Source organism: Primorskyibacter flagellatus, from assembly GCF_900176485.1.
Classification (GTDB): domain Bacteria; phylum Pseudomonadota; class Alphaproteobacteria; order Rhodobacterales; family Rhodobacteraceae; genus Primorskyibacter; species Primorskyibacter flagellatus.
The window spans coordinates 1-16773 of sequence record NZ_FWYD01000006.1 but is presented as its reverse complement, the minus strand read 5'-3'; the positions used below and the strand labels follow the sequence as shown (position 1 = coordinate 16773).

At 59.7% G+C, this 16773-nt stretch carries 19 protein-coding genes, 1 tRNA gene and 2 pseudogenes; 5 read left to right on the top strand and 17 right to left on the bottom strand.

Annotation, left to right across the window (positions count from 1 at the left end):
* Positions 1–9: 9 nt before the first annotated feature.
* The 6 genes from B8991_RS10380 to B8991_RS10355 all read right to left on the bottom strand — a co-directional run bounded on the left by B8991_RS10380 (position 10) and on the right by B8991_RS10355 (position 6173).
* Entirely contained in the window at positions 10–1131 is a 1122-nt protein-coding gene (locus B8991_RS10380; RefSeq protein ID WP_084352927.1) for a Gfo/Idh/MocA family protein, read from the bottom strand.
* Positions 1132–1145: 14 nt separating this feature from the next.
* Complete coding sequence (locus B8991_RS10375; RefSeq protein WP_084352926.1) at positions 1146–1895, bottom strand: sugar phosphate isomerase/epimerase family protein; 750 nt, start codon at positions 1893–1895, stop codon at positions 1146–1148.
* 37 nt (positions 1896–1932) lie between these two features.
* Positions 1933–3021 (bottom strand): ABC transporter ATP-binding protein, encoded by a 1089-nt coding sequence (locus B8991_RS10370; protein ID WP_084353033.1) that lies wholly within the window; start codon positions 3019–3021, stop codon positions 1933–1935.
* Positions 3022–3030: 9 nt separating this feature from the next.
* Complete coding sequence (locus tag B8991_RS10365) at positions 3031–3954, bottom strand: carbohydrate ABC transporter permease (RefSeq protein WP_084352925.1); 924 nt, start codon at positions 3952–3954, stop codon at positions 3031–3033.
* A 10-nt stretch (positions 3955–3964) separates the two neighbouring features.
* The gene (locus B8991_RS10360; RefSeq protein ID WP_084352924.1) at positions 3965–4855 is read right to left on the bottom strand and encodes a carbohydrate ABC transporter permease; all 891 of its coding nucleotides are present in this window, start codon (positions 4853–4855) and stop codon (positions 3965–3967) included.
* Positions 4856–4937: 82 nt separating this feature from the next.
* A complete protein-coding gene (locus B8991_RS10355) occupies positions 4938–6173 on the bottom strand; it encodes an ABC transporter substrate-binding protein (RefSeq protein ID WP_084352923.1) in 1236 nt (411 codons plus the stop codon).
* 203 nt (positions 6174–6376) lie between these two features.
* On the opposite strand from B8991_RS10355, the gene B8991_RS10350 reads away from it, so the two are divergent.
* Positions 6377–7414 (top strand): LacI family DNA-binding transcriptional regulator, encoded by a 1038-nt coding sequence (locus B8991_RS10350; protein ID WP_084352922.1) that lies wholly within the window; start codon positions 6377–6379, stop codon positions 7412–7414.
* Between the two features lie 182 nt (positions 7415–7596).
* A tRNA-Cys gene (locus tag B8991_RS10345) sits at positions 7597–7670 on the top strand.
* Positions 7671–8041: 371 nt separating this feature from the next.
* Here the strand turns inward: B8991_RS10345 and B8991_RS10335 are convergent.
* The 7 genes from B8991_RS10335 to B8991_RS22295 form a co-directional block, all read right to left on the bottom strand.
* On the bottom strand, positions 8042–8689 hold the full coding sequence (locus B8991_RS10335; protein WP_084352920.1) for a CDP-alcohol phosphatidyltransferase family protein: 648 nt from the start codon (positions 8687–8689) through the stop codon (positions 8042–8044).
* A gap of 14 nt (positions 8690–8703) precedes the next feature.
* Positions 8704–9075 (bottom strand): hypothetical protein, encoded by a 372-nt coding sequence (locus B8991_RS10330; RefSeq protein WP_084352919.1) that lies wholly within the window; start codon positions 9073–9075, stop codon positions 8704–8706.
* Between the two features lie 14 nt (positions 9076–9089).
* Positions 9090–10025: a phosphatidate cytidylyltransferase gene (locus B8991_RS10325; RefSeq protein WP_084352918.1), complete on the bottom strand. Its 936-nt coding sequence runs from the start codon at positions 10023–10025 to the stop codon at positions 9090–9092.
* A gap of 1 nt (position 10026) precedes the next feature.
* The gene (locus B8991_RS10320) at positions 10027–10659 is read right to left on the bottom strand and encodes a lysophospholipid acyltransferase family protein (RefSeq protein ID WP_084352917.1); all 633 of its coding nucleotides are present in this window, start codon (positions 10657–10659) and stop codon (positions 10027–10029) included.
* A 216-nt stretch (positions 10660–10875) separates the two neighbouring features.
* A complete protein-coding gene (locus B8991_RS10315) occupies positions 10876–11637 on the bottom strand; it encodes a MauE/DoxX family redox-associated membrane protein (protein WP_084352916.1) in 762 nt (253 codons plus the stop codon).
* Positions 11638–11670: 33 nt separating this feature from the next.
* Complete coding sequence (locus B8991_RS10310; RefSeq protein WP_084352915.1) at positions 11671–12531, bottom strand: DUF305 domain-containing protein; 861 nt, start codon at positions 12529–12531, stop codon at positions 11671–11673.
* A gap of 324 nt (positions 12532–12855) precedes the next feature.
* A complete protein-coding gene (locus B8991_RS22295; protein ID WP_084352914.1) occupies positions 12856–12951 on the bottom strand; it encodes a DUF3299 domain-containing protein in 96 nt (31 codons plus the stop codon).
* 40 nt (positions 12952–12991) lie between these two features.
* Here B8991_RS22295 and B8991_RS10300 point away from each other — a divergent pair, with 40 nt between their 5' ends.
* On the top strand, positions 12992–13279 hold the full coding sequence (locus B8991_RS10300; RefSeq protein ID WP_412780719.1) for a hypothetical protein: 288 nt from the start codon (positions 12992–12994) through the stop codon (positions 13277–13279).
* Positions 13280–13637: 358 nt separating this feature from the next.
* On the opposite strand, the gene B8991_RS21720 is transcribed toward B8991_RS10300, so the two are convergent.
* Positions 13638–13781, bottom strand: a complete 144-nt coding sequence (locus B8991_RS21720) for a hypothetical protein (RefSeq protein WP_218673210.1) — start codon at positions 13779–13781, stop codon at positions 13638–13640.
* A gap of 393 nt (positions 13782–14174) precedes the next feature.
* On the opposite strand from B8991_RS21720, the pseudogene B8991_RS10290 reads away from it, so the two are divergent.
* Positions 14175–14573 (top strand): annotated as a pseudogene (locus B8991_RS10290) (recombinase family protein); the annotation flags it as partial.
* A gap of 113 nt (positions 14574–14686) precedes the next feature.
* On the opposite strand, the gene B8991_RS10285 reads toward B8991_RS10290, so the two are convergent.
* The 3 genes from B8991_RS10285 to B8991_RS10275 form a co-directional block, all read right to left on the bottom strand.
* A complete protein-coding gene (locus tag B8991_RS10285; protein ID WP_084352913.1) occupies positions 14687–15004 on the bottom strand; it encodes a type II toxin-antitoxin system RelE/ParE family toxin in 318 nt (105 codons plus the stop codon).
* A 4-nt stretch (positions 15005–15008) separates the two neighbouring features.
* Entirely contained in the window at positions 15009–15263 is a 255-nt protein-coding gene (locus B8991_RS10280; RefSeq protein ID WP_009502501.1) for a ribbon-helix-helix domain-containing protein, read from the bottom strand.
* A 96-nt stretch (positions 15264–15359) separates the two neighbouring features.
* Positions 15360–15665, bottom strand: coding sequence for a hypothetical protein (locus tag B8991_RS10275; protein ID WP_005619856.1), 306 nt, complete (start codon positions 15663–15665; stop codon positions 15360–15362).
* 250 nt (positions 15666–15915) lie between these two features.
* Between B8991_RS10275 and B8991_RS10270 the strand changes: the two are divergent.
* A pseudogene (locus tag B8991_RS10270) lies at positions 15916–16689 on the top strand (recombinase family protein); the annotation flags it as partial.
* Positions 16690–16773 lie beyond the last annotated feature (84 nt).

Here is a 16773-nt window from a genome sequence, read left to right as displayed (position 1 = left end):
AGGTTTCTCCTATGCGAGCAGCGCCGCGGCGGCGTCCGGGGTCAGGGCCTCGGGGCGTTCGCAGGTGCTGCTCAGTTCAACGAGTGTTTTCGTCTCTCCTGAGTGCAGGATTGCGGTCATCACGTCCACCACATGCAGGGCGAAATCATCCGAGCACCGATGCGGGCGGTCGTTCAAGATGGCCTGCGCCATATCCGCCAGACCGGCACAGCGATAGTTTGCCCGACCGTTGTCATTGGCCTTGCTGAACGGGTGATCCCAATCAACGGACGGGTTCACGAAGGCGGATTTCTCGGTCATGCGCACTTCGCCGCCAAAGAAATTTGGGTCGGGGACGTGCAGGGTGCCTGTCGTGCCGTAAAGCTCCATGTTGGAATGGCCGTGTTCCCACACGTCCCAACTGGCGCAGTAGGTGATCTGAGCGCCGCTGACAAACTGCATGACAGCATGGATCGTGGTGGGCGTTTCGACCTTGATCTTCTCGCCGTTGCGCGGCTCTGACGTGATGGTGCGGTATTCACTGGCGCTGGACGACAGTGCCGTAACGCGCGCCACCGGGCCAAGCAATTGCACGAGATTGGAGATGTAATAGGGGCCGAGGTCAAGGATCGGGCCGCCGCCGGGTTGAAAGAAGAAATCCGGGTTCGGGTGCCACATTTCCATGCCGGGACTTTGCACGAAACAAGTGCCCGAGACGATGCGCCCCACGGCACCTGCATCCACAAGATGACGCGCAAGCTGATGCGCGCCGCCCATGAACGTGTCGGGCGCGGACCCGACCCGCAGACCCTTGGCATCGGCAATCGCCTTGAGGTCCAGACCCTCTTGCAGCGACAAAACGAACGGCTTTTCCGAATAGACGTGTTTGCCCGCCTCCAGCACCTGTTTGGAGACGGCGAAATGCGCGTTGGGGACGGTCAGGTTGACGACAATGTCGATGTCATCCGCCGCCAGAAGCCCCTCGATGGTCTCGGCCCGCAGGTCGTATTCTTCGGCACGGGTCTTGGCCGCGTCGGCGTTGAGGTCAGCGCAGGCGCGCATTTCGATGCCCGCGAAAAGCGGGGCGAGGCGCATATAGGCGGCGGAGATATTGCCGCAGCCGATAACGCCGATTCCGAGTGATTTGCTCATGGTGTCGGTCTCTTTCAATATGTCTTGAAGCTGGCGATGGAACGGTCGGCAAAGCGGCGCGCATCGTTGGGTTTGTCATGCTCGGCGACGAACAGATCGCATCCTGCCTTGCGCAGGGCGTCCATCAGCGCGGGCCAGTCCATCGTGCCATGGCCGACATCGGCCCAGCCGTCCTCGTCCTCGCACATCCCTGCGGGTGCAATGTCCTTGACATGCGCGGTGGTGATCCGGTCGGCGTTGGCGGCAATCCATTCCAGCGGATCGCCGCCCCCGCGCACCACCCAGGCCACGTCCATTTCCCATTCGATGGACGGTGCGTTGTCGAGGATCAGCTGCATTGGGATGGTGCCATCTGCAAGCGGCATGAATTCCCAGTGGTGGTTGTGCCAGCCAAATCGCAGGCCCGCATCCTGCACGCGCTTCGATGCCTCTTCCAATCGTTTCGCCAACCCGACCCAGGCTTCCGCATCGGCGCCGTTGCGATAGGCATCCTCCGGCGCGGGGCAGAACAACCGCTGCATGCCCAGCGTTTTTGCCGTGGCGAGTGTCTTGTCGATCTCGGATTCAAAATTGCCCACCGGGAAAAAATGGCCCGACGGCATTGTCAGCCCGTTGGCATCCAGCAGCGCCCGAAAGGCAGCCGGGTCCTCATAGACGCCGCCAAACCCCTCGACCTGAGTGTAACCCAGCCCGGCGATTGTTTTGATGACATCCTCCCACGGGGTGAAATCGCGGGCGGAGTAAAGTTGAAACGAAAGATCCATGTTGGAATGTCCTGTTTTTAGTTGGCAGAAAGGCGCGCTACAGGCGGGCCTCTGTGGTTTTGTCGAAGATATTGGCAAGCGCCGGGGTCAGGCCCAGCGGCAGGGTTTGTCCGGGGGTGATGTCGGCCTGGCCGTCCATCCGCACCCACAACCGTTGTCCGCCCGAGGTAACGCGCGCCAAAGTGTCAGAGCCGAGCGGTTCTACCAGTTCGACCTGCCCCTCAAGCTGGAACGGCGAATGCGCTGCCTCGGGACCGACAATGATATGTTCCGGCCTGATCCCGAACCAGGCGTCGCCAGCCTGCGGCCCCTGCGGCGTGAATTCATAGCCCGCAAGGTCAAAGCTGGCGACGTCAGAGGTAAACCGCGGCGCGGCCCCGCCCTCGATCCGTCCGTCCAGAAAGTTCATCGTCGGCGAGCCGATGAACTCGGCGACATATTTTGTGGCTGGTCGGTTGTAGATCTCCTTGGGTGTATCAAGCTGAAGGATGCTGCCCCCGCGCATGATGGCGATACGGTCGGCCAGCGTCATCGCCTCGATCTGGTCATGGGTGACGTAGATCATCGTATTGCCCAGTGTCTGGTGCAACTGCTTGATCTCCACCCGCAGATCGGCGCGCAGCTTGGCATCGAGGTTGGACAGCGGCTCGTCAAACAGAAACACGTCGACATCGCGCACCAGCGCCCGGCCGATGGCAACCCGCTGACGCTGACCGCCGGACAGGGCCGCCGGCTTGCGCTTCAGCAACGGCTCCATCTGCAAGGTCTTGGCGGCGCGTGCGATGCGCTCCTTGATCTCCGGCTTGGGGATCTTGGCGTTCTTCAACCCGAAGGCGAGATTGCCCTCGACCGTCATCTGCGGATAAAGCGCATAGCTTTGAAACACCATGCCGATGCCGCGTTTCGACGGTTCCTCCCACGTCACATTCTGCCCGCCGATATGAATCTGACCATCCGTGACGTCCAGCAGCCCCGCGATGCAGTTCAATAGCGTGGATTTCCCACAGCCGGACGATCCCAGCAGGACAAGGAATTCGCCCTTGCCGATATCGAGGTTCAGATCATGCAGCACCTCGACTGCGCCAAAGCTCAGCTTGAGGTTCTTGATCGAGATGCTTGGGTCCATTTGCATTGCTCAGCCTTTCACCGCGCCGGCCGCAATGCCACGCACGAAGAGTTTTCCGGAGACGAAATAGATGACGAGCGGCACAAGCCCCGTCAGCAGCGTCGCCGCCATGTTGACGTTGTATTCCTTCACACCCTGAACCGAGTTGACGATATTGTTCAGCTGCACCGTCATCGGATAGAGATCGGGCTTGGTGTAGACCACGCCGAACAGGAAATCGTTCCATATCCCAGTGACTTGCAGGATCATCGCCACCACGAAGATCGGCAGGGACATGGGCAGCATGATCTGAAGATAGATCTGCCAGAACCCGGCGCCATCCACCCTTGCGGCCTTGAACAGCTCTTCCGGCAGCGAAGTGAAGTAGTTGCGGAACAGCAGCGTCAGGATGGGCATGCCAAAGATCGAATGCACCATCACAAGCCCGCCCAGCGTGCCGTAGATCCCCATCTCGCGCAGCAGGATCACGATCGGGTACAGCATGACCTGATAGGGGATGAAGGCACCGAAGATCAGGATGGTAAAGAACGCATCCGCACCCTTGAACCGCCAGTTGGCCAGCGCGTAGCCGTTCACCGACGCAATCGCGATGGACAGCAGGACCGACGGCACGGTGATGCGCACGGAATTCCAGAAACCGCGGCTCAGCCCGTCGCAATTAAGGCCAGTGCATGCCTCGGACCAGGCCTTGACCCAGGGCTGGAACGTGACCTCGACAGGCGGGGCAAAGATATTGCCCAGCCGGATTTCCGGCATGCCTTTCAGCGATGTCACGATCATCACATAAAGCGGCAACAGGTAGTAAAGCGCGACGACGATCAGCGTGCCGTAGATAAACACGTTGCGGCGCGAAAAACGGCGGCGCGGCTTGGGTCCGCGCGGACCGGAGAGCGCGCCGGATGCAGCGTCCGACCCGACAACGGCGGCAGACATGGTGGCAGGATCAGACACGCTTTTTCCCTCCGAATTCCAGATAGGCCCAGGGCACGACGATCACCAGAACCGCGAGCAGCATCATCGTCGAGGCGGCAAAGCCCTGCCCCAGATTCTGGCCCTGAAACATGTAGTCATAGACGTATTTCGCGGGCACGTCGGATGCGATGCCGGGGCCGCCCCCGGTCTGCGCCACGATCAGGTCGTAAAGCCGCACGATGCCGCTGGCGATGATGACAAGCGTGGTGATGAACACCGGGCGCATCATCGGAATGACGATGAAGATATAGGTTTTCCACGCCGGTATCCCGTCCACGCGGCTGGCCTTCCAGATCTCCTGGTCGATGCCGCGCAGACCCGCCAGCATCAGACACATCACCAGCCCCGATCCTTGCCACAACCCGGCAATCAGCACGCCGTAGATGACGATATCGGCATTATAAAGCGGATCGAAATCAAAGCTTTGCCAGCCCAGTCGCTGGATCACGCTCTGGATGCCGAAATCGGGGTTGAGCAGCCATTGCCACACCAGCCCCGTCACGATGAAGGACAAAGCAAACGGATAAAGCAGGATCGTGCGAAACGTATTCTCGTATCGGATCTTCTGATCCAGCAAAGCCGCCAGCACAAAGCCGATCACGAGGCTCAGCACCATCATGCAGATGCCGTAGATCAGCAGGTTCTCGATCGACACAAGCCAGCGCGGCGTGTTCCAAAGACGTTCATACTGGTCCAGACCAACGAACTTGGTTTTCGGCAGCAGTTTGGACGAGGTGAAGGAATAGGTCACGGTCCAGACCGTTCCCCCGACAAACACGACCAGAGCGGTCAGGATCATCGGGATCGCGGCGATTTTGGCGGTCAGATTCCGGAACAGCCGGTTCGGTCGGGTGGCGGCCATATCGCTCCCCCTGTGGTGGCATTGTCAGGTGAAAGTGGCCGGACCGCGTGGCGCGGCCCGGCCCATCGGACGTGAGTGGCGGTCAGTCCTTGTTTGCCACGATATCGACAAAGCGCGCCTGCGCATCATCGGCACTGATTGAAGTATCCTGAAAGAACTGAACAAACAGATCGTTGAGCTGGTTATTCGTGTCCTCGGTATTCAGCATGTTCACATCGGGCATGATCGCCCCCGAGGCGAGGATCTCCAGTCCCTTTTTCATGCAGTCATTTGCGGCCTCAAGGTCAACATCCGCGCGCACCGGCAGCGAGCCTTTCTTGAGGTTGAACGCCACTTGCGTCTCCGGGTTCAGCAGCGTCGCGGCAAGTGCATCCTGCGCGGCCGAGATCTCTTCGTCATCCACGACGGGGAAATAGAAAGCATCCCCACCGGTCGAGATGACCTCGTTGACACCAAGGCCCGGCAGGCAGGTGTAATCTTCGCCTGCAACCTCGCCGGCCACGGCAAATTCACCCTGCGCCCAATCGCCCATGATCTGACCCCCGGCCTGATCGGTGATGACGAGGTTGGTCGCCTGGTTCCAGTCCTGCACATTGGACCCCTGCACCATTTCGCGCATGTCGGCCGCCGCCTTGAAGACGCGCTTCATCGCATCGCCCGCGGCCATTTCGGCATCGCCGTCGCCATAGATCTTCTGAAGAACATCCGGCCCGCCCAGCGTTGCCATCAACACGTTGAACGCGCCAGAACTTTGCCAGGGTTGCCCGCCAAGCGCCATCGGCGTGATGCCCGCTTCGCGCAGCGCGGGGCCAGCGGCGACGAATTCATCCCAATTGCTTGGCACATCCAGACCGGCCTTTTCAAACGCGGCATTGGACAGCCACAACCACTGCCAGGAGTGGATGTTGACCGGCGCACAATAGATCCGACCGTCCACCGTGCAGGCATCCAGCAGCGATGGCGGGTTCACGATGTCCTTCCAGCCCTCGGCCTCGGCCACATCCGTCATGTCGCGCAGAAGGCCCGCTTCGATCAGCTCTTCAGCCTGGCGGCCATGGTTGAACTGAAAGGCGCCCATCGGATCACCGCCGATGATCCGGCTGACCATCACCGGACGAGCCGTGCCGCCCCCGCCGGCGATGGCACCATCCACCCATGTGTGATCTGTCTGGGCCTCGAACTCACGGGCGAATTCGGCCACGGCGGCGGCCTCGCCACCGGACGTCCACCAATGGGTCACCTCAAGGTCAGCAGCAAAAGCTGCCGTGCCCGCGCAAAGCGCCGTGGTGGCCGCGAAGAAAGTGCGGAATGCAGTCATGTTTGTTCCTCCCTTCCGGCGCGGATGGATCCGGACCGGCATTATCTGAAGCGATCTTAGGTCGCCGCGTAATCGTTTACATTCGACGTCAGACCAACTCTGCTTGCCATGTAAACGATTACACTTATAATCGGACTGAGGCGGATTCGTGTCAAGCCGTCCATGTCAAAAATCGTGTTTGGCCAAAAGTGACCCGTCAATCCATGAGTGAAAAGCCCCCCCGTATTCAAGATGTTGCCCGCGCGGCAGGGGTATCGACGGCAACCGTCAGCCGGGCGCTCAGCAACCCGGATCTGTTGACCAAACCCACCCGAGAGGCCGTTTTCGAGGCAGTTCGCAGCACCGGATATCGGGTCAATCGCGCGGCGCGAAACCTGCGCAAGAAAAGCGCCAATGCGATTCTTGTGCTGGTTCCCAACTTGGGAAATCCGTTCTTTTCAAAGATCCTGGAAGGGATCAGCGAGGGATTTTCTGACAGTGATTTTTCGGTGCTCATCACCGATGCCAATCATCTGCCGGAACATGACCGGCGGCTAACGGATTATTTTCTGGATGGCCGCATCGACGGGATGATCTCGCTGGACGGGAATCTCACCACGACCGACATGACAGAATTCGCCCGCGAGAATGTCGGCGACAGGATCGTCTTTGCCTGCGAATGGGTGCAGGATGCCCCGATGCCATCGGTCCGCAGCGACAATTACAAGGGCGCGCAGATCGCGATCCAGCACCTGTACGAGTTGGGCCACCGGCGCATAGCGCATGTGACCGGGCCTGCGGACAACCGCCTGACTCATGTGCGCCGCGAAGGCATGCTGGCCGAAAGGCAACGCCTTGGCTTGCCGCAACGCCCTGACTGGATTATTCGCGGTGACTTCTCTTTGCGTTCGGGCCGCGAGGCGGCGCAGCGAATCGTCGCGATGCAGGACCGGCCCAGTGCAGTATTCTGCGCCTCGGACGAGGTCGCATTTGGCTTGATCGCCGGGCTGAACGCGGCCGGCTTGCGGGTTCCCGAAGACATCTCGGTGGTCGGCTTCGATGACATTGATCAGGCCGAACACTACGTTCCGGCGCTTACCACGATCCGCCAGGACCGGATCGGCCTTGGCCGCTCTGCCGCACGGCTGCTGCTTGAACAAATGACCAACGCGCACAATGCTCCCGCGGCAGAGGTGGAACTTCTCGACGTGACGCTGATCGCGCGCGAGAGCACCGCGCCGCTATCGAGCCGCGCTGATTGAAACGCGTAGCGCGATAAGCTTGTTGGGATATCCTAAAGCAATAATTGGTGCTCCAGATACCAAAGCCTGTGCGCCCCCCTGACCGGCCCTGTCTGCCAATGCAGATGACGAACGAGTTGCAAAACGAAATCCTGATCCCCCTTGCAGCCATCCGTCAACCCGTCTAAAGAAACGACGGATTCGGCGAGTTGGCGGAGTGGTTACGCAGCGGATTGCAAATCCGTGTACACCGGTTCGATTCCGGTACTCGCCTCCATTTAATTCTAAATCAATGGGTTATAGGCTAGATAGTCGAGTGTGACACAAAGTGGGACACACGCCCTATAATGCTGTCATCCTATCTAAGCCCCTCGAGACACGGGGTTTACCACTTCCGCTGGCCTATCCTTTCGTCCATAGAGGGAAGGCGAACAAGCGCCCGCCCTGTTCCCAGTCACCATTGTTGAACACGCGGGACACTGTTCTCGCGGCGAAGTGGAAAGACTGGGCGGCTTCATCGTCCCGCTCACCTGCCATCATAGCCAACTGGTCGTATAGCTGTTGATCCGTAAGCGCCAAGTCTCCCCAATGGCCTTGCAACATGTCGTTTTGATGACCCGCAGCCGGTCCCGAAACTCGTTGGTGCCCCTAGCCACGTTCCGACAGCTCCGCGCGAATACGCGCAGCACGCCGGAGGCTGGTCAACCCCGCGCCAATGGCAACGATCCACAGCGCCGCAGTCAGCACGGTGCCCGACGTCGCAAACAGCGGTTCGAACACTGCCAGAATCGCCGCGCCCGTCACCAGCGCCATGCGCTGCGGCTTTGCCATAGGGCCACTGAAATCAGGCGGCAGGCCCAACCCGGCACCCAGCTCGCGGGTGTAAGCCGTCAGCACTGCCATCGCACCTGCCACCATTCCAAGCGCAGGATGACCGATGCCCAGACCAACCCCGGCAAGGATTAGCAGATCCGAAACCCGATCCGGAAGCTCGTTCCAAAGCGGTCCATCAGGCGCGCTACGCCCTGCTTCGACCGCGACCATCCCGTCAAAGAGGTTGCACAGCAGCCGCAGTTGACAGCAAAGCGCGCCGAGGACCAAAAGTGCGCCGACTCCCACCGCGCCCTGCACATACCCGCTCGCCACAAAGGCGAGGCTTGCCACAAGCGCCGCCCCCATGCTGGCCTGCGATATAGCGTTGGGCGTCACACCCTTATCAGCAAGCGCACCGGCACAGCGTGCGGCCCATTTCGTATCACGGCTGCCCAGCGGGCGGCGGTTTTTCAGATCAACCATGCGCTTATTTCCTGTCAGCCTCTGTTCCTGCTCCGGTACTGGCACTGGATATTGTAGGCAAAGATATAGCTTAGCGACACCCCGAGTGGCACCGCGATCGTCGCCGCGATTTCCGGAGTATCACTCAACCAATGCGTCAGAACCAACAGCAGGGCCGAGCCGCAGATTGCGATCAGCGGCGGCACCCAATAGCCAGGTCCGCGCGCCATGCGCGGGCGCATCCAGTCGACCGAGCGTTTCAGCCCCAGCGTCAGCGCGCCCGAGATCAGTCCCTGCACCAGCCCGGCCAGCAGCATGGCGCGCAGGCCATGGCCTGCGTTGGCGAATACGGCCCAGCCGCCCATCGCCAAAAATCCGACCGCCACATGCAGCGGGGTGGAGGACATGAGGCGTTGGATATTCAATGCAGATCCCAGTAAAATCGAACGATGTGGAAGAATATCGGTGCCGAGAAGATCACCGAATCCAGTCGGTCGATGAACCCGCCATGCCCGGCGATCAGATGGCCCCAGTCTTTGACCCCCCGGTCGCGTTTGATCGCGGACATGACCAGCCCGCCCAAGAAGCCCATAAGCGTAATGACCAGTGAAAGCGCGAAGGCCTGTAGCACGGAAAAGGGCGTGATCCAGAACAGTGCCGCGCCCAGCAGGCTGGCGCTGAGGATGCCGCCAAGCAGCCCCTCCAGTGTCTTGGACGGCGAGAGGTTCGGCGCGATCTTGCGGCGCCCCAGCAGCTTGCCCCAGACATATTGCAGCACATCGGAGGATTGTACGACCACGATCAGGAAGAAGATCAGGAACAGGTTCTTCCCCTCATAGTCTGGAATCTTCAGGCTCAGCAACGCAGGAACATGGCTGACGCAGAAGACGGCAATCATCAGGGCCCATTGGGCTTCGGATACCCGGATCAGGAAGTTTTCTACCTGTCCGCGCAGTGTTGAGAGGATTGGCATCAATAGGAACGCATAGACCGGGATGAAGATGGAATAAAATCCATACCATCCCATGCCGACGGCCAGATATTGCAGCGGCAGCACAATAAAGACGGCAGCCGTCAGCGCCCAGTGATCCGCCGCCGCCGTGTTGGTCAGCGTCAGGAATTCGCGCAGTGCGGCGAACGAACAGATCGCGAAAAGTACGACCACCCCCGTCGGCCCGGCAACGAAGGCGATGGCCATGACGGCAACCATGACCCACCACGCGTTGATCCGCGCCGTGAGGTTCTGGATGGTTAAATTATCCGGTCCGCCTCGCCGCTTCAGGAGCTGTGCCGCGCCCGTCGCGATCAACAGAACGGACAGAACAATGCCCAGCAGGATGATGAAATGGCCGTTCATGTCAGATCTTTCTCTCAGGTGCCAATGCGTTGAGCGCGCTTTCGGCGCGCGCAAGGAAATCCGCTTTGCCCTCGCCCATCGCCAGCCGCATGGGTGCGCCGAAAGTGACGGTGCAGATCAGTGGAATCGGCACCAGCGCACCCTTGGGCATCACGCGGTTGAGATTCTCGATCCAGACCGGAACAATGTCGATCTCCGGGTTTGCCGTCGCGAGGTGAAACAACCCCGATTTGAAAGGCAGCAGTCGCGCCTGACCGGTGTTCCGCGTGCCCTCAGGAAACAGGATTAAGCTGTCACCTTCTTTCAGGGCGGCGCTCATCTGCGTCACCGGGTCGGAAGTGCGCGTATTCGAGTTGCGGTCGATGAGAACGGCGTTGAACACATCCTTGCCGATGAAGCTCTTCAGTTTGGAGGTCAGCCAATAATCCGCGCCCGCGACGGGCCGCGCGCGAAAGCGAAGGGCGCGTGGCAAGACTGTCCAAACCAACACGAAATCGCCATGACTGTTGTGATTGGCAAAATATATGCGCTGTCCCGGAATCGGTGCGATTCCGTCCCACACCCCGCGCACGGCGGTAACGACATGTGCAAAGCCCACTATCAGCGCGGCAGTAATACGAGCGGAGAGGCTCATGAAAGTGGCTCCAAGGTGATGGCGTTTGTGCAGTTCCTACAGCGTCGAGAACAGCCCTTCAATGTTGCTCGCGCATTGTTTTGTTTAGGGAACACACATACTTATTCCACATACCTGACTTATTTTCTAAATAGGTTGAAAATGACCGGAATTGACGGCCTCTTTGCATAGCTTTCCGAAAACGGGCATCGAAGCATATACGATGAAAGGCAACTTCTATCCCAGCCAATACATCCGGATCGGCATCCAGATCGCCATGACGATCATCATCAGGTTCTCGGTCAGGGAGACGAAGCCGAGCGGCACGTTACTCGATCCACCGACGCAGGCGCATTTCAGCTCCCGCTTGTCGATGTAGACGGCCTTGAAGACCGAGACGGTGCCGACCGTCCCGATGAAAAGCGCAACAGGCACCGCGACCCAGATCAGCGCGCCGGCAATCATCAGAATGCCCGCCAGCGCTTCTCCGAACGGATAGACGTACCCGTAGCGGACCTGCCGGCGGGCCAGCAGGTCGTAGTTCAGGAACATCGTCGAGAAGCTCTCGACGTCTTGCAGCTTCTGGACGGCAAGAAGAGTCATGCTGATGGCGATGAACCATTCGAGCGCACGAACCGTGAGGACGGTGCCAAACGCGGCCCAGCTGACGGCAAGGGCCATCAGGAACGCGACCGAGAAGATCGCGATGACCGGCTTGTAGCTCGTTTCGTCCTCCTGCGGGACTTCCTTCCCGAAATGCGCGCGAAGGTCGTCGTAGCCACCGATGCGTCTGCCGTCGATGAAAGTCTGGGGTGTTGTGTCCACCCCGTGCTCCCGCTGGAACGCATCGGTCGCCTCGCGGGTTTTCAGATGGTGATCTTCGACCGTGAACCCCTGGCGCTCGAGCAGATCTTTCGACTTCAGCCCGTAGGGGCAGAGATGGTCGGGCATTACCATCCGGTAGAGCTGCGCGGTCTTCGCGCTTTGGTCCAATGTCATTTCGCGACCTCCTTTCAACTCCGTCATTGATCGTCAGCGCGCCTCGCACTTGTAAAAGCCGCGGTAGCCGACGGAAAGCCCCTGATCGAGTTCGAAGACAAGCTCGGCATCGGCGCGCCAGTCGGACTCGTCCCCAAGCGGACGGACGGTCACGGTGACGCCCTGCGCCGTGAACCCGAAACCGTTCTCGGTCTCGGTTCCCGCCTCAAGCGGCACGAGCACGCCGTTGAGCTTCATGGCGGCCTGACCGCTCTTCTCCGCCGTCCAGAGGATCGGGTCGCTCTCGGGGCTGAGGTTGAAGACACAGCGGGGGCCGGTCGCGAGGATCTGCTCGGCCTCGCCCTCGGGCATTGGCGAGGGATCGAGGGTGGAAATCAGGGCGCGGGCAATGGCGTCCTCGACGGTGCCAACTTCAGCTGGCGGGTCTTGGTAGATCGACTCGACGGTGTTTTCCGCAGAGACCTCGGCAATCAGGTAGCGCATCTCCGCGATCTCGCGTCGCTGCGCCAGAATGATCTCGTGGGCGAGCTTCGCGACGCGTGGGTCGCGGATCTGCGCCCGCTCCGAGGTCATCACCGCGATCGAGTGGTGCGGAATCATCGCGCGCATGTAGCTCGGACCGCTGACGGTTACCTGGCTCCGCACCAGCCAAAGCGTCAGGGCAAAAACGACGGCGGCACCCACGAAGATGGCGATGTTGAGCCGCTTGCTGGAATACATCCCCAGCATGTACGCCAGCATGATGACCGCCATCGTCGCGCCCATCATGATCGCCATGTACGTCCGCGTCTCTGAGAAGAAAACGTGCTCCCACGCATAGGTATTCAGATACATCAGGATGAACATCACCACCGTCGAGGTGAGGATCATAAGTCCAAAACGGATGTATGACATGGATGCTCCTTCCCGTCAGTCTGCGGCCGCCGCGGGTTCGGCCGTGGTGCCGCCCCTTATTTCCTTCGGAAGGCTCGCCTACGCCGCCGGGGGTGCCGCCCGCGCTGGCCACCGGATTCCTGCCGGTCAGGGCGTATTGTACCCAAACGGGTTCAAGCTTTGGTTGTTCCCAAAAACTTTCGGAAGCCGTTACTTGTTTTCGTGCCGTCGACGAGAGAGCATTCCAACCTTGAAAGCAGTGTTCAGTGCCTGGCCCGGCTTGAAGCGCACCGGTGCAAACAAGCCGTCAGAGTCATGAGGCCGCTCTGCGGTAGCGAATACGAACTAGCTCGCTGCCGGCGAAGGGTCATGAATGCAGGCACCGACGTAAGGCACCGTCATGAACGCCTTAACACCGGGGCCGTCGTCGTCGAGCGGCATTCCCTGACCGTCTTTCAGCGCAAGCCAGGGCCATTCAGGAATGAGTGCAGCTTTCTCGGAATTCACCCCGGCTTTCAAACAGCTGCAAAACCTCGTGCCACGCAAGCCCGGCGGTGACCGGATCCCTCTCTTGAGGCTTGCCCAGTTGCTGAAGGCCGAACTGGCCGATCGGGAGGTCCGGCCCATCGCTTATAACATGAAAGGCACCCGCTTTCCGGCCGCCAAGGGCCTGTCAGGCTTCGTTGCCGCCAGTGACATCAACGAAGCCACTCGTGCGCCAACTTCATCGCGGCGTGTTCATGGATGGTGTCTCCGTTTGCTTTCATAGCGGTCGAACCTGCGTCAACTGCGGCGTAATTCATTTTCGGCAAGCATCTGAAAAAACGACCAGTTTTGAATTCGCCCCGATTTGGGAGAAGGGCGGGTGAAAGGAGACGCGGGGCGCGTCGGAGACCAGTTTCGAGCCAACGGCCAGTCTCCGAAAGTCGGATGGCCTCGTTAAACCCCTTGAACCAAAAAGAAAAAAGGCCCACACTGGGGCCTCGTCTCGGGTTCGGGAATGGTTTGTGGCGGAGCGGATGGCTCACGCGCCCAACCCTCTCTCCCGTGCGGCCTTCCACCGCACGGGATCGCTTCGAAATCCTGCGCGCCATTGAGGGACAATAGATTTCAGTTCGCTCGGCTGATCAGTTGACCTTGCCGCTTGGGTCGTAACCACCAAGCTGACGCACGGCATCAAGCAGATCCGAAATCGCGTCTTCGGCCGCCGCGAGCTTGATGGCCACCATCAGATCCTCGCGCCCAGCCATCGCCAGGAAGGTGCCCAGCACCTCGTCAGCGCAATCAAATGCGCCCCGCTCGGACCGTAGGTGCCCGAGAACCAGTTCTTTACAGTCTTCTCATTGGCACCTGTCCAGGCCGCCACGGTTTTGACACCCGCCCGACTGTCACCGAGCTACCGTTTCAGCGCCGATGCGATTTCTTCGACAAGGGATCCCTTCGTTTGATGATCGCCTTTGCCATGATATCCGATTTCTTTTAGAAAGAACTTGCCCTTTTTCGGAAACGACATTCCACACTCCTTCGCTTTACATGGATGCGAAGAATTCAACCGTTGATTCCGACGGGAGCGATGGATTTGCCTGGGTTTTTGAAAAGATACGCATGTGACTGGTCGATGGGCGACCCATTCCGACAAGAGCGACGAGCCGCCTGAAACGGATGTGCCCGCCGTCGCCTATGTGCGGATGTCGACCGATCATCAGAAGTACTCTACCGAGAACCAGCTCGACATCATTCGGAATTACGCCACCGCCCGGGGCCTGCAGATCCTGCGCGTATTCGAGGACTCCGGTCGGTCCGGGTTGCGCCTCGACGGCCGTGAGGCGCTGCAGAACCTGATGGCGGAGGTCCGAACTGGCCAGGCGGATTTCAAGGCCATTCTGGTCTATGACGTCAGCCGCTGGGGCCGCTTTCAGGATGCCGATGAAGGGGCCTACCACGAGCATGTTTGCTCTCGCGGCGGGATCCGCGTGCACTATTGCGGCGAGCAGTTCGAAAACGATGGCAGCATCGGCTCCAACCTCCTGAAAACCGTCAAGCGGGTGATGGCGGGCGAACACAAGTGGCGGAGGGAATGACACATGCAACGAACTCTCTCTCGTGCCAGCGTCGGACCCCGAGGGACCCACGCGAAACCCTGCGCAAATCTGACGCTCATTGGAAAATCAGCCGATCAGCCTAGGCCGAAGTCATCACGGAACCGGTCGATCTGATGCATGCGCTCATGCAGGATGGTCACGATCCCGATGTCGCCATTCGAGAGATGTCGCCAGTAGACAAAATGGCGTTCGTAGCGAAAGAAAAATCCGTTGAGGCCGAACTCGGCCGGGATGGGCTTTGACGCAACGCCGTGGTCAGCGATCTTGTCGAAGGCTGCAAACAGGCCGGTGATGTATTTCTCCGCCTGATAATCTCCCCACCTGTCACGGGTGTAGCGGTAGATGTCATCGAGGCGGTGGGACGCCCCTTCCTGGATTCGAACGGCGGGCATCGGATCAGGCCCTGTTCCGCGCAATCACCTCGGCTGCCGTCAGCGGTTGATACGTCTCCTCGGGCGCTGCGAACGCGTGGGTCAGCTCGCCCTTCAGCCGGTTGAAGGCTTCCTGCTCCGCCCTCTCTTTGTCACGCCGGATCAGGTCGCGGATGTACTCACTGACGTTCTCATAGGACCCGTCATCGCCTACATTGGCCGACACAAAGTCACTCAGGGCCCCACCAAGGCGGACGGTCATCGTGGTCGTTCGGGACATGGCACGGCACCTCTCATCTCGCATGTATTCAATATAACCAAAAACGCACACAAAACAAGCCGTCGATCACCCGCCTTCCCAGCCTTGGAAACACAGTCAGTCGTCCGCCTCCTCGACAATGTGGCGGCCCGCAAGTGCAAGAACAACATAGAGCACAGCATCCGAATGCCGCGCGAGGGCGATCAGATGGTCGCCGCTCGGCCCCCGCTCGCCCGAGAACCAGTACTTCACGGTGCGTTCGCTGGCACCCGTCCAGCGCATGGCCATTTTGATTGCCCTGTGTGTGTCGTCCAACTCTTCGTGCAGAGCCATCGCTATGGCGGTTCGATAATCGGTTGGTTCTTCGACCAGGTGCACAAATGTGCCCATTTTCGGCACAACTGTGCCCATCTTCACGCGCATTTTCACGTCCTTCTTCGTTAAACAGTTGAAGAACCATGAAAACGGCGGGAGTCGATCTTGTCCGTTGCGGGTCATTGGACCGCGCTTGACGGACACTACTGATTTTAGGAGCGCAGTAATGAATTGGAATTTGAAAAATGAAAGCCGGGCAAACGGAAAAACCTTGCCCGTTTCAGGAAACGACTTTCCAGACGCGCTTGTGTCAGATGGAAAAATAGAAACCAAACAAGGCTGAAAAGGAAAACCCGATTTGAATAACGGTCGATACAACAGCGAGGACAAAGGCGGCGAGGCCGGACTGGATATCCCAGCCGTCGCCTATGTGCGGATGTCGACCGATCACCAGAAGTACTCGACTGAGAACCAACTCGACATCATTCGGGATTACGCCACCTCCCGGGGCCTGCAGATCCTGCGTGTCTTCGAGGACTCCGGTCGGTCCGGGTTGCGGTTGGACGGTCGCGAGGCGCTGCAGAACCTGATGGCAGAGGTCCGAACCGGGCAAGCGGATTTCAAGGCCATTCTGGTCTATGACGTCAGCCGCTGGGGCCGGTTTCAGGATGCTGATGAAGGGGCCTACCACGAGCATGTCTGCTCTCGTGCCGGGATCCGGGTCCATTATTGCGGCGAGCAGTTCGAAAACGACGGCAGCATCGGCTCCAACCTGCTGAAGACCGTCAAGCGGGTCATGGCGGGCGAATACAGTCGTGAGCTTTCCGTGAAGGTCTTTGCCGGGCAGTGCCGCCTGGTGGAGCTGGGTTACCGCCAAGGCGGTGCAGCTGGATACGGCCTGCGTCGGGTGCTGATCGACGAACACGGCAACCCCAAGGGCGCGTTGTCCCGCGGCGAACATAAGAGCCTTCAGACTGACCGTGTCGTCCTTGTACCGGGCCCTGAGCAGGAACAGGATGTCGTGCGCCGCATGTACCGAATGTTCGTCGAGGATGGCCGCTCGGAGCGTGAGATTGCGGAAACCCTGAATGCCGACGGGCATCTGACGGATCTTGAGCGGCCTGTCTGTCGTCATATAAAATGGGACATCAGAGCGGCTTGAACATTGGAGGCTCTGGTTCGGTTGTTTGATTGATTATGCTGCTTGTTTTTGATG